Here is a 12,979-nt window from a genome sequence, read left to right as displayed (position 1 = left end):
GGCCGCCGTAGGGGGAAGCGATGCGGAGCGGCTGCATCAGTCGAGCGCGTTCAGCACCGCATACGCGGGGGTGGTGATGAAGTCGGGCAGGATATCGGCGCAGGCCACGTCCTGGAAAATCCGGGCCGCAGAGGCATAATGGCCCCGGTGGAATCCGGTGGTGCCGAGGCGGGCGAGGATCGTCTCGATCTCTTGCTGGACCAGTTCGGCCAGCCAGTCCGCGTCCATCCGCCGGGTCCCGCCGTCCTTCAGGTCGACATCGACGCCATGGCGGATCCATTGCCAGATCTGGCTGCGCGCGACCTCTGCCGTCGCCGCATCTTCCATCAGGTTGTGGATCGGCACCGCGCCACGCCCCGACAGCCAGGCGGCCAGATATTCGATCGCGACCGAGGCGTTCCCGCGCAGGCCCGCCTCGGTCACCTTGCCGGAATGCGGTTTGAGGAGCGCGTCGGCATCGACACGGACAGGCTGTCTCGGCTGCCTTATCTGGTGGGCGCGCGGCCTATGGGCGTCGAACACTGCCATCGCCACCGGCACCAGATCGGGATGCGCCACGCAGGTTCCGTCATGCCCCGCGCTGACCGCGCGCAGCGTAGCCGCGCGCAGCGTGGCAAAGGCGGCCTCGGTCGCCGCCGCGTCGCCCTTGACCGGGATCTGCGCCGCCATACCGCCCATGGCGTGGAGGCCCCGACGATGGCAGACCTCGACCAGCCGGGCAGAACACGCCGCCAGAAAGGCGCCGTCCATCGTCACCTGCGCGCGGTCGGGCAACACGAACTCCGGGTATGCGCCCCGGCTCATCTATGCGCAGGATCTGAAGCTGGACGCGGTGCAGCCCGTGCCGATCGGGGTGAACTGCTATCTTTGCGAGCGGCCCGATTGTCCGTCGCGTGCCTATCCGCCGATTAACCGGCTGTTCAGCTTTTCCGAACGCTCGCGCGGGGTGTCGAGCTTCGGTTTCGCACCCGACACAAATTAGCTGTACCCGCCGACGTTCATTGGTCTTTTTCAGGTCAAGGGGCGTCGCAAACAACCGATCGAAGCCCTCGCGCCGAGCTAATCTAGGGACACATGCAAGGTGCGGGCGCTGGGGACTTTCAGCGTTCGATAATTGGGAAGCCGGTGTAATTCCGGCACTGCCCCCGCAACGGTAAGGAACGAGGACCTCGACAAGGGCCACTGGGGAGGAGTTCCCGGGAAGGCGTCAGGGTCGCGGCGCAAGCCACACGTTCCAAGTCCGGAAACCAGCCGGCATGACGTCAAACCGCGGGTGGCGGTGGGGGCGATCATGACATGTGCCGACTCCTCGGCGCATGCTGGTCCTTGCCTCTGTGCCCGTCCCAGAGACCGCCGGGACCAAGCCCCGGCCACGGAGTACAGGCCATGGGTGCCGAGGCCAAAGCACGCGACCTTCTGAGCCGGCGCAAGTCCGGCCATTCCCTCGAACAGGCATTCTATGCCGATGCCGATCTTTACCAGCTGGACCTGGAGCGGATTTTCTACCGTGACTGGCTCTATGCCATGCCGGCCTGTTCGCTGCCCAAGCCCGGCAGCTATGTCACGCACCGGGTCGGCGCCTATGGGCTGATGCTGGTGCGCGGTCAGGACCGGGTGATCCGGGCCTTCCACAACACCTGCCGGCACCGGGGCTCGATCCTGTGCAAGGGCGCGTCGGGCCATGTGCCGAAGCTGGTCTGCCCCTATCATCAATGGACCTATGAACTGGATGGCCGGCTGCTCTGGGCCCGCGACATGGGCCCCGATTTCGACGCCAGCAAGCACGGGCTGAAGGAGATCCACTGCCGCGAACTGGCGGGCCTCGTCTATATCTGCCTCGCCGCCCAGGCGCCCGACTTCGAGGCTTTCGCCGGGCAGGCGGCCCCCTATCTGGCGCCGCATGACCTGACCAACGCCAAGATCGCCCATCAATCGACTATCATCGAAGAGGGCAACTGGAAACTGGTCTGGGAAAACAACCGCGAATGCTATCATTGTGGTGGCAACCACCCGGCCCTGTGCCGCACCTTCCCCGATGATCCGGCGATTACCGGCATCGAGGGCGGGGCGACCCCCCCGCATCTGATGGCCCATTTCGACCGCTGCGAAACCGCCGGGCTGCCGTCCCGGTTCCATCTGGCCGAGAGTGGCCAGTACCGGCTGGCGCGGATGCCGCTGAAAGTCGGTGCCAAGAGCTATACGATGAGCGGCGACATCGCGGTGCGCCGCTGGCTGGGGCGGGTGCCGTTCGACGATGCGGGATCGCTGCTGAAATTCCATTACCCGACCACGTGGAACCACTTCCTGCCCGATCATTCGATCACCTTCCGCGTCACGCCCGTCGGGCCGCAGCAGACCGAGGTCCAGACCACCTGGCTGGTCAACAAGGATGCGGTCGAGGGCGTCGATTACGATCTGAAAGGCCTGACCGAGGTCTGGGAGGCGACCAACGACGAGGATCGCCGCGTGGTCGAGGACAACCAGCAGGGCATCAACTCGCCCGCCTACGAGCCGGGGCCGTATTCCGGGCTTCAGGAAGCCGGTGTCAGCCAGTTCGTCGACTGGTATTGCGACACGCTCGCCAGCCGCCTCGATCCGATCCGCGTGGCCGCGGAATGAGAGTGCCGCAGCCGACGATCTCGCATCCGGTCCTGATCTGGGACGGGACGGAAATGCTCGAATGCGTCTCGGTCATCCCCGAGGCGCCGAATGTGGCGAGCTTCTGTTTCCAATCCCCCAGCGGGGCGCTGTTTTCCTACGTGCCCGGACAATTCCTCACGCTGGAGCTGCCGGTACCGGGCGGGCCGCTCTATCGCACCTATACGATCTCGTCCTCGCCCTCGCGGCCGATGTCGATCTCGGTCACGGTGAAGGCGCAGGACGGCAGCCTCGGCACCCGCTGGATGCTGGACCACCTGAAACCCGGGATGCGGATCAAGGCGACCTCCCCGGCCGGGACCTTTTCCAGCCACAACCATCCGGCGGGCAAGTATCTGTTCATCTCGGCCGGCTCCGGCATCACGCCGATGATGTCGATGACCACCTGGATGTTCGACATGGGCCGGCCCGCGGATATCGTCTTCGTCAATTGCGCGCGCCGCCCGTCCGAGATCATCTTCCGCGAGCGGCTGGAACACATGGCCAGCCGGGTGCCGGGGATCGACCTGAAACTGGTGGTCGAGGGCACCGACCTCTATCATCCCTGGACCGGCTATCAGGGCATGTTCAACCAGCTCATGCTGGGTCTGATGGCGCCCGATTATCTGGAGCGCGAGGTGTTCTGCTGCGGCCCCGAACCCTTCATGCAGGCGGTGCGCGAGGCGCTGGCCGGTCTCGGCTTCGACATGGAACGCTACCATCAGGAAAGTTTCCAGCCGTCGCTGGCGGCCGAGGCCGCGGACCCCGCCGAGGGCGATGTCATCCCGGACGAGGCGAATGCGGCCGAGGTGGATTTCACCCTCTCGGGCGTCACGCAACGCTGCGCCGAGACCGACACCATCCTGGCGACGGCGCGGACGGCGGGGCTGAACATCCCCTCGGGCTGCACCTTCGGGGTCTGCGGCACCTGCAAGATCAGGAAATTGTCAGGCCAGGTGCATATGGTCCACAACGGCGGCATCACCGAGGACGACATCGCCGCAGGCTATGTGCTGGCCTGCTGTTCGCATCCGATCGGCCGCGTGGAGGTAGCGGTCTAGGACGCCCTTTCGTCATCGCTGACGGTTCGGGCCCGGCGGCAACGCCGGGCCTTTCTGCACCAGTCCGACGCTTTCCCCACGCCCTTCGCGAAACGGCAACGGCCGGTCCCCGGACTGGTCCCCCGCTTTCAGAAATCCCAATCCTCATCCTCGGTCGCGACGGCCTTGCCGATCACATAGGACGAACCGGACCCCGAGAAGAAGTCATGGTTCTCGTCGGCATTGGAGCTGAGCGCGGCCATGATCGCCGGGTTCACCTTGCAGAGTTCATCCGGGAAAAGGCTCTCGAATCCGAGGTTCTGCAGCGCCTTGTTGGCGTTGTAATGCAGGAAGGCCTTCACATCCTCGGTCAGCCCCAGCGGATCGTAGAGCGTTTCGGTATACCGGCTTTCGATCTCGTAGAGGTCGAACATCAGGGCGAAGGCAAAGTCCTTGATCTCGGCGCGCTCGGCTTCGGACAGGCGCTCCATGCCGCGCTGGAACTTGTAGCCGATGTAATAGCCATGCACTGCCTCGTCGCGGATAATCAGGCGGATCAGGTCGGCGGTATTGGTCAGCCGTGCGCGGCTGGACCAGTGCATCGGCAGGTAGAAGCCCGAATAGAACAGGAAGCTTTCCAGGAAGACGCTGGCCACCTTCCTGCGCAGCGGATTGGCGGTGGCGTCGTATTCGCTGAGGATCAGGCGCGATTTCTGTTGCAGCTGCGCGTTTTCTTCCGACCAGCGGAAGGCCTCGTCGACCTCGGCGGTCGAACAGAGGGTCGAGAAGATCGAGGAATAGGAACGCGCATGCACCGCCTCCATGAAGGCGATGTTGGTCAGCACCGCCTCTTCATGCGGGGTGACCGCATCGGGCATCAGCGAGGGCGCGCCGACCGAGTTCTGGATGGTGTCCAGCAGCGTCAGCCCGGTGAAGACGCGGATCGTCAGCCGCTGTTCTTCCTCGGTCAGCTGCGACCAGCTGGGAATGTCGTTGGACAGCGGCACCTTCTCGGGCAGCCAGAAATTCACCGTCAGGCGGTTCCAGATCTCCAGATCCTTGTCGTCCTGAAGCCGGTTCCAGTTGATCGCGCGGGGGATCGGGCGGGTGTGGGTCATGTCTTTCATGGTGTGAATCCTCAGAGCGAGCAGGACACGCAGCCCTGCACCTCGGTCCCCTCAAGGGCCATCTGGCGCAGGCGGATGTAGTAGATCGTCTTGATCCCCTTCTTCCACGCGTGGATCTGCGCCCGGTTGATGTCGCGCGTGGTGGCCGTGTCCTTGAAGAACAGCGTCAGCGACAGGCCCTGATCGACATGCTGGGTCGCGGCGGCATAGGTGTCGATGATCGCCTCGGCGCCGATCTCGTAGGCGTCCTTGTAGTATTCAAGGTTGTCGTTGGTCATGAAGGCGGCCGGGTAATAGACGCGGCCGATCTTGCCCTCCTTGCGGATCTCGATCTTCGAGGTGATCGGGTGGATCGAGGAGGTGGAATTGTTGATATAGCTGATCGAGCCGGTGGGCGGCACCGCCTGAAGATTGCGGTTGTAGAGGCCGTCCTTCATCACCGCCTCTTTCAGCGCGACCCATTCCGCGCGGCCGGGCACGGCGATGCCGAATTTCTCGAACACCGCCTTCACCGCCTCGGTTTCGGGCAGCCAGTCGCGGGTGACGTATTTGTCGAAGAACGCCCCCCCGGCATAGGTCGAGTCGCGAAAACCGCGGAAGGTCTGTCCCCGCTCGCGCGCCAGCGCGTTCGAGGCGCGCAGGCAGTGGTAGAGCACGGTGGCGAAATAGATGTTGGTGAAGTCGATCCCCTCGGCCGAGCCATAATGGATGCGTTCCCGCGCGAGAAAGCCGTGCAGGTTCATCTGGCCAAGGCCGATGGCGTGGCTTTCGTCGTTGCCGCGCCGCACCGAGGGGACGGAATCGATGGCCGACATCTCGCTGACCGCGTTCAGCGCGCGCACCGCGGTTTCCACCGTCGCCCCCAGATCGCCGCCGTCCATCGCCTTGGCGATGTTCAGCGAGCCGAGGTTGCACGAGATATCGGTGCCGAGGTGCCTGTAGCTGAGATCGTCGTTGAACCTTGACGCCTCGTTCACCTGCAGGATCTCGGAACAGAGGTTCGACATGGCGATGCGCCCGGCGATGGGATTGGCGCGGTTCACCGTGTCTTCGAACATAATGTAGGGATAGCCCGATTCGAACTGGATCTCGGCGATGGTCTGGAAGAACTGCCGCGCGTTGATCTTCTTCTTGCGGATCTTCGGATTGCCGACCATCTCGCGGTATTTCTCGGTGACCGAGATTTCCGAGAAGGGCTTGCCATAGACCTTTTCGACGTCATGCGGCGAGAAGAGGTACATGTCCTCGTTCTTCTTGGCCAGTTCGAAGGTGATATCGGGCACCACAACGCCAAGGCTCAGCGTCTTGATGCGGATCTTCTCGTCGGCATTCTCGCGCTTGGTGTCAAGGAAGCGCAGGATATCGGGATGATGGGCGTTGAGATAGACCGCCCCCGCCCCCTGCCGCGCGCCCAGCTGGTTGGCGTAGGAGAAGCTGTCCTCCAGCAGTTTCATCACCGGGATGACGCCGGACGACTGGTTCTCGATCCCCTTGATCGCCGCGCCATGCTCGCGGATGTTGGTCAGCATCAGCGCCACGCCGCCCCCGCGCTTGGACAGCTGGAGCGCCGAGTTGATCGCCCGGCCGATGCTTTCCATGTTGTCCTCGATCCGCAGCAGGAAGCACGAGATCAGCTCGCCCCGCTGCGCCTTGCCGGCGTTGAGGAAGGTGGGCGTCGCCGGCTGGAACCGCCCGGCGAGGATTTCCTGCATCAGCGCCATCGCCTGCGCCTCGTCCCCGCGCGCAAGCGTCAGGGCGACCATGACCACGCGGTCCTCGAAGCGTTCGAGATAGCGTTTCCCGTCGCGGGTCTTCAGCGTGTAGCTGGTGTAATACTTGAACGCGCCAAGGAAGGTCGGAAAGCGGAACTTGACCCGGAAGGCCGCGTCCCAGATGCGGGCGATGAAGGCGCTGTCATATTGTTCGATGACCGCCGCCTCGTAATAGCCTTCCTCGACCAGATAGCGCAGCTTTTCCTCCAGCGAGTGGAAGAAGACGGTGTTCTGGTTGACGTGCTGCAGGAAGTACTGCCGCGCCGCCATGCGGTCGGCGTCAAAGCGGATGCGCCCCTGATCGTCATAGAGGTTCAGCATCGCGTTCAGCGCGTGATAGTCGAGCCCCTGCCACTCGGCGGGCACCGCCTTGGCGGGGGCTGCGTCGCTCAGATCGCGGTCGAGAATTGCGTCTTCCAAAACCTGTCCAGTCCCTCTTTGACGCGGGCGACATCCGTCTCTGTCCCCGCGAGTTCGAAACGATAAAGCACCGGCACACCACATTTCCGCGCCACCACATCCCCAGCCGAGGCGAAGAGCGCGCCGAAATTGCGATTGCCGGAGGCGATGACTCCCCGCAGGTGGCGGCGGGTGTCCGGGTCGTTCAGGAACCGGATCACCTGCTTGTGGACTGCGCCCCGTCCCTGACCATCGGCATAGGTGGGCGTGATGAGCACGAAGGGCGCGCGGGGGCCGGGCAAGGGGGCATCCCCCTCGATCGGGATTCGCATCGCCGCCAGACCCAGCCGGTCGACGAAGCGGCGCGTGTTCCCCGACCGCGAGGAGTAATAGACCAGGCCCCCCATCGGTCGGCTCAGGCCAGATCGGCGATCTTGTCGGGGCGGAAGCCGGCCCAATGATCCTCGCCCGCCATCACCACCGGCGCCTGCCGATAGCCGAGCTCGGTCACGCGGGCCATCGCCTCGGCGTCTTCGGTCAGGTCGACCAGATCGAATGCGAGGCCCTTGGCGGCGAGCGCCCGGGTGGTGGCGGTGCATTGCACGCAGGCGGGTTTGGAATAGACGGTGATGCTCATGTCGTGCCCCTAGTCAGGTCTGGCGCCGTGGCCGGAAGACAAGAGGACGCGGGGCACATGCAGCCTCGCCGCATTTGCACAACGCCTCCGGGCCCACCGACCGGTTCGGTTATCTCGTCCTGGCAGGTCTCCTGGCTCGCGGCTCAAACGCTTCGGCCCTCCTTCCCGACGCAGGGCGCCAGTGGAACAACGGGCCTCGGCTTACCGCTCACAGTTGCGGGGGCAGCGCCGGTTTCGCACCGGCTTCCCTTTTCACCCACGACGAGTCGCAGGCACCAAGACAACTTCATATAGATACCCCCACCGGGCGCATGTCAACATGTAGTGCGGAAGTATTCCAGGTTCCTCAGCAAGGTCCGATCCTTGTGCCTTTTGCCGACCCGGGCGAGAAAGCGCCTGCGTGACAGGGCATTCCCTTGAGCCCCCCGGAAACTGGGCGTGACCGAGGCTGCGCTCTGACGTCTGCGGGGCTCCAGGCGCACGACGATCAGGACCGGTCGAAACCCAGGAACCGCGAGGCGGCAGTCAAAGCGCGGCGGCGCTGGACGCAAGAGCGCCGCAGGCGGAACTGGCCGCCGAACAGGGCGCGCACCCGACGCTGATCCCGCACGGGAAGCAGGTGCTGCTGAAGGGTGCCACAGGCATTCTCGCGCGGGGCGGCAAGGTGCGGTGGCGGCCAAGCGCCCGCCGTGGTCTGCCTCAACCCCATCGAAACCGATCAGCAGGCGCAGACAGCCGCTTCACTCAGCCGAAAACCAGTCCAGGAGTTGGGGGGCAGCGCATCTCGGAATTTCGAGAGAAATGGCGCACCCAGCACGATTCGAACGTGCGACCTTTGCCTTCGGAGGGCAACGCTCTATCCAGCTGAGCTATGGGTGCTTCCTGCGCCCCGTATAGCGCCGGGTTCGCGGGGCTGCAACGGGGGAAATGGCCTGGGACGGCGATGGCGCCCGAGTTGCGGGCCGGGGCGCCCTCAGCCGAAGAGGTCGTGGCAGAACTCCAGCGCCTCGATCAGCGCGTCGACCTCGGCCTCGGTGTTGTAGAGCGCGAAGGAGGCGCGGCAGGAGGCGTTGATGCCCAGATGCTCCATCAGCGGACCGGTGCAATGCTGGCCCGCGCGCACCGCGACGCCCTTCTTGTCCAGAACCGTCGAGATATCATGGGCATGCGCGCCGTTGTTCATGGTGAAGCTGAAGATCCCGCCCTTGCCCGGCGCATCGCCCTGCACGTTGAGCCAGTTCAGCCCCTTGAGCCGCTCGCGGGCATAGGAGGCCAGCGCGCGCTCATGCGCGGCGATAGTCTCCATCCCCAGACCCATCATGTAGTCCAGCGCCACGCCAAGACCGATTTGCTGAACGATTCCGGGGGTTCCCGCCTCGAACTTGTGGGGCGGATCGTTGTAGATCACGTCATCGCGCGTGACCTCCTTGATCATGTCGCCACCGCCGATGAAGGGCCGCATCTCGGCCTGACGCTCGCGGGTGATGTAGATCGCGCCCGAGCCCGAGGGGCCATACAGCTTGTGCCCGGTGATCGGATAGAAATCGACGCCCAGATCCTGCACATCGACCGGCATATGCACCGCCGATTGCGAGCCGTCGGCCAGGATCGGCACGCCCCGCGCCCGGCACCCGGCGGCGATGGTCTTGATGTCGACCACCGTGCCCAGCACGTTCGACATATGGGTGACCGCCACCAGCTTGGTCTTGGGCGTGATCGCCGCCAGCACCCGCGCGGGGTCCAGCGAGCCGTCGGCCTCGGGCTCGACCCAGACCAGCTTCACGCCCTGCCGTTCGCGCAGGAAATGCCAGGGCACGATATTGGCGTGGTGCTCCATGACCGAGAGGACGATCTCGTCCCCGGCCTGCATCCGCGGCGCAGCCCAGCCGTAGGAGACCAGGTTGATCCCCTCGGTGGTGCCGGAATTGAACAGGATCTCGTCCTCGTGCCCGGCGTTCAGGAAACGTCTGACAATGCCGCGCACCGCCTCGTATTTGTCGGTGGCGAGGTTCGAGAGGTAATGCAGCCCGCGATGGACATTGGCGTACTCCATCGAATAGGCCTGCGCGATGGCGTCGATCACCACCTGCGGTTTCTGGGCCGAGGCGCCGTTATCGAGATAAACCAGCGGCTTGCCGTTCACCTGCCGCGACAGGATCGGAAAGTCGCGGCGGATCGCCTGAACGTCATACATTGGAAATCTCCGGCGGGGCGAAGCCCAGGAACAGCAGGACCATCGACAGCAGGAAGCTGAGGATCAGCAGCGTCATGAAACCGCCGACCAGCACGGTCACGCGCGATTTGAAACCGTGCAGCGCACAGACATAGCCGACCAGCACCCAGATCGACAGCGCCACCGAGGCCACGCCGATCGGGATGTTGAGGAAGGGCAGCACCAGCAGCGCCACGACCTGCACCAACAGCAGCGCCGCCGTCACCATCTGCATCCAGCCGACCAGCCAGACCGCGTCGAGGAAATTTCCCGTCCCGCCGAAGGCCCGGCCGACGAAGGTCACCACGGCGATGACGATCAGGTTCATCAGCCCCTGCGTCGCGGCAAAGGCGAAGGGCGCGGGCAGTACGTCATGTTCGCCCATCAGCACGGGCAGCACGTAGAGCAGCACCACCGAGACCAGCACCGCCGCCCCCAGCAGCATCCAGCGGATCACGGGCGGCGGATTCAGGGCGATGATGCGCCGCCCGCCCTCGACCGGATCGGCGAGCGAGAGGCGGATCAGCGGGAAAACCTCGGTCATTGGCGGGTTCCTTAGGCCGGCTGCGCGCCGGGCTCGAGCGCGACCCTGAGGCCCGCGACGAGGATCGAGATGAAGGCGGCCAGCGCCGGCAGCCCCAGGACGAGGCTTTGCACCCCGGGCCCAATGAAGCCCGCGGCCAGCCCGTAGAGCAGGAACAGCGGCGCCGCCGCCAGCACCGCCCAGAAGACGCCGAGCCGCAGCGCGAAGCCGTCGACCGGCCCCGCCAGCCGCAGAACCAGCGACAGGATCCCCCCCAGCGCGTAGAACGCCAGGGGGGCGATGAAGACCCAGGCAAACAGCGCCCCGGCCAACAGCGCATCGAGCGGCACGCTCTCGTCCAGATGCGCCTCGCGCGCCAGACGCGGCCATTGGGCGATGAAGATCAGCCCGCAGCCCAGCATCAGATAGACCAGGATGCGGGCCTCGCGCCGGTCGCCCCGCAGGCGGCGCAGCACCGCCCGGGGACGGCGATAGCTGGCGAGGATGTCGGTGGTCAGCGCCATGGCCTAGTGCGAATGCCTCTCCAGCCACCGGCGCAGCCTGAGCCGCATGTCGTTGGCGATGTCCTCGTCGTCGATCTCGTCCAGCGCCTCGGCGAGGAAGGCCAGCACCAGAAGCAGCTTCGCCTCCTCTTCCGGCACACCGCGGGCGCGCAGGTAGAAGAGGTGATCGGCGCTGATCTCGCCCGAGGTCGAGCCATGCGAGCATTTCACGTCATCGGCGTAGATCTCAAGCTCGGGCTTGGCCAGGAACTGGCACCGCTCGTCCATCAACAGCGACTGGCTCAGCTGGTAGCCATCGGTCAGCTGCGCCGCCTGTTCCACCAGGATCTTGCCCTGGAAGACGCCGACCGCGCCGTCGCGAAGCACCTTCTTGAACACCTGACGGCTTTCGCAGCCGGGCGCCTGATGGGCCACGAAGACGGTGTCGTCGTGGTGAAACGCCCCCTCGCCCAGCGCGGCGCCCGCGACATGGGCGGTGCCGTCCTTGCCCGCCAGCCAGACCATCACCTCATTGCGCATCAGGCGGCCGTTCATCGACAGCGAGAAGGACTTGAGCGTCGCCTTCTCGGCCACCCGGGCGAAGACATGCGTGACGGCCTTGCGTTCGTGGTCGCGGCCCATGGTGCGGACGTGGTGCAGCGCTGCGCCCTCGCCCACCTCGGCCTCGATCACCATCGAGGCGCGGGCGGCCACGGGGCCGTTTTCCAGCAGCGTCAGCTCGGCGCCCTTTTCCAGCTTCACCACATGGTGCAGCGTCACCGCGCTGTCGCGGCCCGCCCGGCGATAGATCAGCGAGACCGGGCGCTTCACCTTGCCGGTGGCGCGGATCAGCACGCCATCGGTAGCCAGCGCCGAGTTCAGCGCCGCCAGCGGGCGCGGCACCGGCGACTGGCCCATCGCTTCGAGCGTGCCGTAAAGATCCTTCGCCCAATGGATATCGGCCGACTCGGCCAGCCGGGTGATCTCCAGCCCCTCGCCCGCCAGCGGATCGCTGTCCGCAGCCGAGAAGACACCGTCGACGAAGACGATCTTCAGCCGGTCGATGCCCTGATACATCGGCGGCTCGTCGGTGATCTTGAACACCTCGGCCGGGCGCACCTCGGCCGAGATCAGCTTCTCGGGGTTGGTGTAGGACCAGTATTCGTCGCGCCGGTCGGGCAGCGTCAGCTCGGCCACCCGGGCCAGGGCCGCCTCACGCGCCGGTTTCAGCCAGGCGGGGGCCGTGGGCAGGGTCAGGCCGGCCAGCCTTTCGGCCGTGGCCTGCTGGCGCGCCGCACGCCGGGCCGCCCGGGGGCTTGCCGCTGCGCTCATGCCTGCACCTCGGCCAGGATATCGGCATAGCCGTTCTCTTCGACCTCGAGCGCCAGCTCCGGCCCGCCGGTCTTGATGATCCGGCCGTTGGCCATGATATGCACGACGTCCGGTTTGATATGGTCCAGAAGCCGCTGGTAATGGGTGATGACCAGGAAGGCCCGGCCTTCGGAGCGCAGCGCGTTCACGCCCTCGGCCACCAGCTTCATCGCATCGACGTCGAGGCCCGAGTCGGTCTCGTCCAGGATGCACATGCGGGGCTCCAGCATGGCCATCTGCAGGATCTCGTTGCGCTTTTTCTCGCCGCCCGAGAAGCCGACGTTGACCGGACGCTTCAGCATCTCGGCGTCGATCTTCAGATCCTTGGCCTTGGCGCGGATCACCTTGAGGAACTCGCCCGAGGAAAGCTCGGGCTCGCCGCGGGCCTTGCGCTGCGCGTTCACCGCGGTGCGCAGGAAGGTCATGTTGCCGACGCCCGGGATCTCGACCGGGTACTGGAAGGCCAGAAACAGGCCATGGGCCGCGCGTTCCTCGGGCTCCATGTCCAGCAGGCTCTCGCCATCCAGCGTGGCGGTGCCGTCCGTCACCTCGTAGCCGTCGCGCCCGGCCAGAACATAGCTCAGCGTCGATTTGCCCGAGCCGTTCGGCCCCATGATCGCATGCACCGAGCCCGCCTCGACCGACAGGCTCAGCCCTTTCAGGATGGCCTTGTCCTCGTCTTGAAGCTTGACGTGCAGGTTGTTGATTTCCAGCATTCTTTCCTCATTCCGGCCGTCGGGCCGAGCTTGTCCGCCGCC

Annotated in this window: 13 protein-coding genes, 1 tRNA gene and 2 riboswitches; of the genes, 3 read left to right on the top strand and 11 right to left on the bottom strand. The window is 65.4% G+C overall.

The annotated features are described in order from the left end of the window. Positions 1-36: 36 nt before the first annotated feature. Entirely contained in the window at positions 37-774 is a 738-nt protein-coding gene (locus DDE23_RS04995; protein WP_238149904.1) for an aldolase/citrate lyase/malate synthase family protein, read from the bottom strand. Here DDE23_RS04995 and DDE23_RS04990 point away from each other — a divergent pair. From DDE23_RS04990 to DDE23_RS04980, 3 genes are all read left to right on the top strand, one after another. Further along, entirely contained in the window at positions 677-982 is a 306-nt protein-coding gene (locus tag DDE23_RS04990; RefSeq protein WP_107750858.1) for a short-chain fatty acyl-CoA regulator family protein, read from the top strand. The genes DDE23_RS04995 and DDE23_RS04990 overlap by 98 nt on opposite strands. Before the next feature lie 79 nt (positions 983-1,061). Then, positions 1,062-1,271, top strand: a riboswitch (cobalamin riboswitch). A 115-nt stretch (positions 1,272-1,386) separates the two neighbouring features. Next, a complete protein-coding gene (locus DDE23_RS04985) occupies positions 1,387-2,619 on the top strand; it encodes an aromatic ring-hydroxylating oxygenase subunit alpha (protein ID WP_107750691.1) in 1,233 nt (410 codons plus the stop codon). Beyond that, positions 2,616-3,698: an FAD-binding oxidoreductase gene (locus DDE23_RS04980; RefSeq protein WP_107750692.1), complete on the top strand. Its 1,083-nt coding sequence runs from the start codon at positions 2,616-2,618 to the stop codon at positions 3,696-3,698. The genes DDE23_RS04985 and DDE23_RS04980 overlap by 4 nt, the downstream gene beginning before the upstream one ends. A gap of 128 nt (positions 3,699-3,826) precedes the next feature. Here the strand turns inward: DDE23_RS04980 and nrdF are convergent, their stop codons facing one another. The 10 genes from nrdF to sufC form a co-directional block, all read right to left on the bottom strand. Then, entirely contained in the window at positions 3,827-4,804 is a 978-nt protein-coding gene (gene nrdF, locus DDE23_RS04975) for a class 1b ribonucleoside-diphosphate reductase subunit beta (RefSeq protein ID WP_107750693.1), read from the bottom strand. An 11-nt stretch (positions 4,805-4,815) separates the two neighbouring features. Further along, complete coding sequence (gene nrdE, locus DDE23_RS04970) at positions 4,816-6,897, bottom strand: class 1b ribonucleoside-diphosphate reductase subunit alpha (RefSeq protein WP_238149918.1); 2,082 nt, start codon at positions 6,895-6,897, stop codon at positions 4,816-4,818. Positions 6,898-6,965: 68 nt separating this feature from the next. Continuing rightward, positions 6,966-7,382 (bottom strand): class Ib ribonucleoside-diphosphate reductase assembly flavoprotein NrdI, encoded by a 417-nt coding sequence (gene nrdI, locus DDE23_RS04965; protein WP_116548230.1) that lies wholly within the window; start codon positions 7,380-7,382, stop codon positions 6,966-6,968. Positions 7,383-7,390: 8 nt separating this feature from the next. Next, positions 7,391-7,612 (bottom strand): glutaredoxin-like protein NrdH, encoded by a 222-nt coding sequence (gene nrdH, locus DDE23_RS04960; RefSeq protein WP_107750695.1) that lies wholly within the window; start codon positions 7,610-7,612, stop codon positions 7,391-7,393. A gap of 104 nt (positions 7,613-7,716) precedes the next feature. Continuing rightward, positions 7,717-7,907: riboswitch (cobalamin riboswitch) on the bottom strand. 507 nt (positions 7,908-8,414) lie between these two features. Continuing rightward, positions 8,415-8,491 (bottom strand) — tRNA-Arg (locus DDE23_RS04955). A gap of 94 nt (positions 8,492-8,585) precedes the next feature. Further along, entirely contained in the window at positions 8,586-9,806 is a 1,221-nt protein-coding gene (locus DDE23_RS04950) for a cysteine desulfurase (RefSeq protein WP_107750697.1), read from the bottom strand. Then, the gene (locus DDE23_RS04945; protein ID WP_107750698.1) at positions 9,799-10,368 is read right to left on the bottom strand and encodes a YIP1 family protein; all 570 of its coding nucleotides are present in this window, start codon (positions 10,366-10,368) and stop codon (positions 9,799-9,801) included. Before DDE23_RS04945 ends, DDE23_RS04950 begins: the two co-directional genes overlap by 8 nt. Positions 10,369-10,379: 11 nt before the next feature. Further along, on the bottom strand, positions 10,380-10,871 hold the full coding sequence (locus DDE23_RS04940) for a YIP1 family protein (protein WP_107750699.1): 492 nt from the start codon (positions 10,869-10,871) through the stop codon (positions 10,380-10,382). A gap of 3 nt (positions 10,872-10,874) precedes the next feature. Continuing rightward, entirely contained in the window at positions 10,875-12,182 is a 1,308-nt protein-coding gene (locus DDE23_RS04935) for a SufB/SufD family protein (RefSeq protein ID WP_107750700.1), read from the bottom strand. Continuing rightward, on the bottom strand, positions 12,179-12,937 hold the full coding sequence (sufC, locus tag DDE23_RS04930) for a Fe-S cluster assembly ATPase SufC (protein WP_107750701.1): 759 nt from the start codon (positions 12,935-12,937) through the stop codon (positions 12,179-12,181). Before sufC ends, DDE23_RS04935 begins: the two co-directional genes overlap by 4 nt. Positions 12,938-12,979 lie beyond the last annotated feature (42 nt).

Origin of the sequence: Pararhodobacter aggregans (genome assembly GCF_003075525.1) — a bacterium.
GTDB classification, from domain to species: Bacteria; Pseudomonadota; Alphaproteobacteria; order Rhodobacterales; family Rhodobacteraceae; genus Pararhodobacter; species Pararhodobacter aggregans.
The sequence above is the reverse complement of the archived record's forward strand: the minus strand, read 5'-3'. Positions and strand labels throughout refer to the sequence as shown.

Bases quoted from the DNA above. Each gene is read 5' to 3' on its own strand.
- DDE23_RS04990 (WP_107750858.1), top strand. From the start codon at position 677: ATGGCGTGGAGGCCCCGACGATGGCAGACCTCGACCAGCCGGGCAGAA.
- DDE23_RS04985 (WP_107750691.1), top strand. From the start codon at position 1,387: ATGGGTGCCGAGGCCAAAGCACGCGACCTTCTGAGCCGGCGCAAGTCC.
- DDE23_RS04980 (WP_107750692.1), top strand. From the start codon at position 2,616: ATGAGAGTGCCGCAGCCGACGATCTCGCATCCGGTCCTGATCTGGGAC.
- nrdF (WP_107750693.1), bottom strand. From the start codon at position 4,804: ATGAAAGACATGACCCACACCCGCCCGATCCCCCGCGCGATCAACTGG.
- nrdE (WP_238149918.1), bottom strand. From the start codon at position 6,897: ATGCTGAACCTCTATGACGATCAGGGGCGCATCCGCTTTGACGCCGAC.
- nrdI (WP_116548230.1), bottom strand. From the start codon at position 7,382: ATGGGGGGCCTGGTCTATTACTCCTCGCGGTCGGGGAACACGCGCCGC.
- nrdH (WP_107750695.1), bottom strand. From the start codon at position 7,612: ATGAGCATCACCGTCTATTCCAAACCCGCCTGCGTGCAATGCACCGCC.
- DDE23_RS04950 (WP_107750697.1), bottom strand. From the start codon at position 9,806: ATGTATGACGTTCAGGCGATCCGCCGCGACTTTCCGATCCTGTCGCGG.
- DDE23_RS04945 (WP_107750698.1), bottom strand. From the start codon at position 10,368: ATGACCGAGGTTTTCCCGCTGATCCGCCTCTCGCTCGCCGATCCGGTC.
- DDE23_RS04940 (WP_107750699.1), bottom strand. From the start codon at position 10,871: ATGGCGCTGACCACCGACATCCTCGCCAGCTATCGCCGTCCCCGGGCG.
- DDE23_RS04935 (WP_107750700.1), bottom strand. From the start codon at position 12,182: ATGAGCGCAGCGGCAAGCCCCCGGGCGGCCCGGCGTGCGGCGCGCCAG.
- sufC (WP_107750701.1), bottom strand. From the start codon at position 12,937: ATGCTGGAAATCAACAACCTGCACGTCAAGCTTCAAGACGAGGACAAG.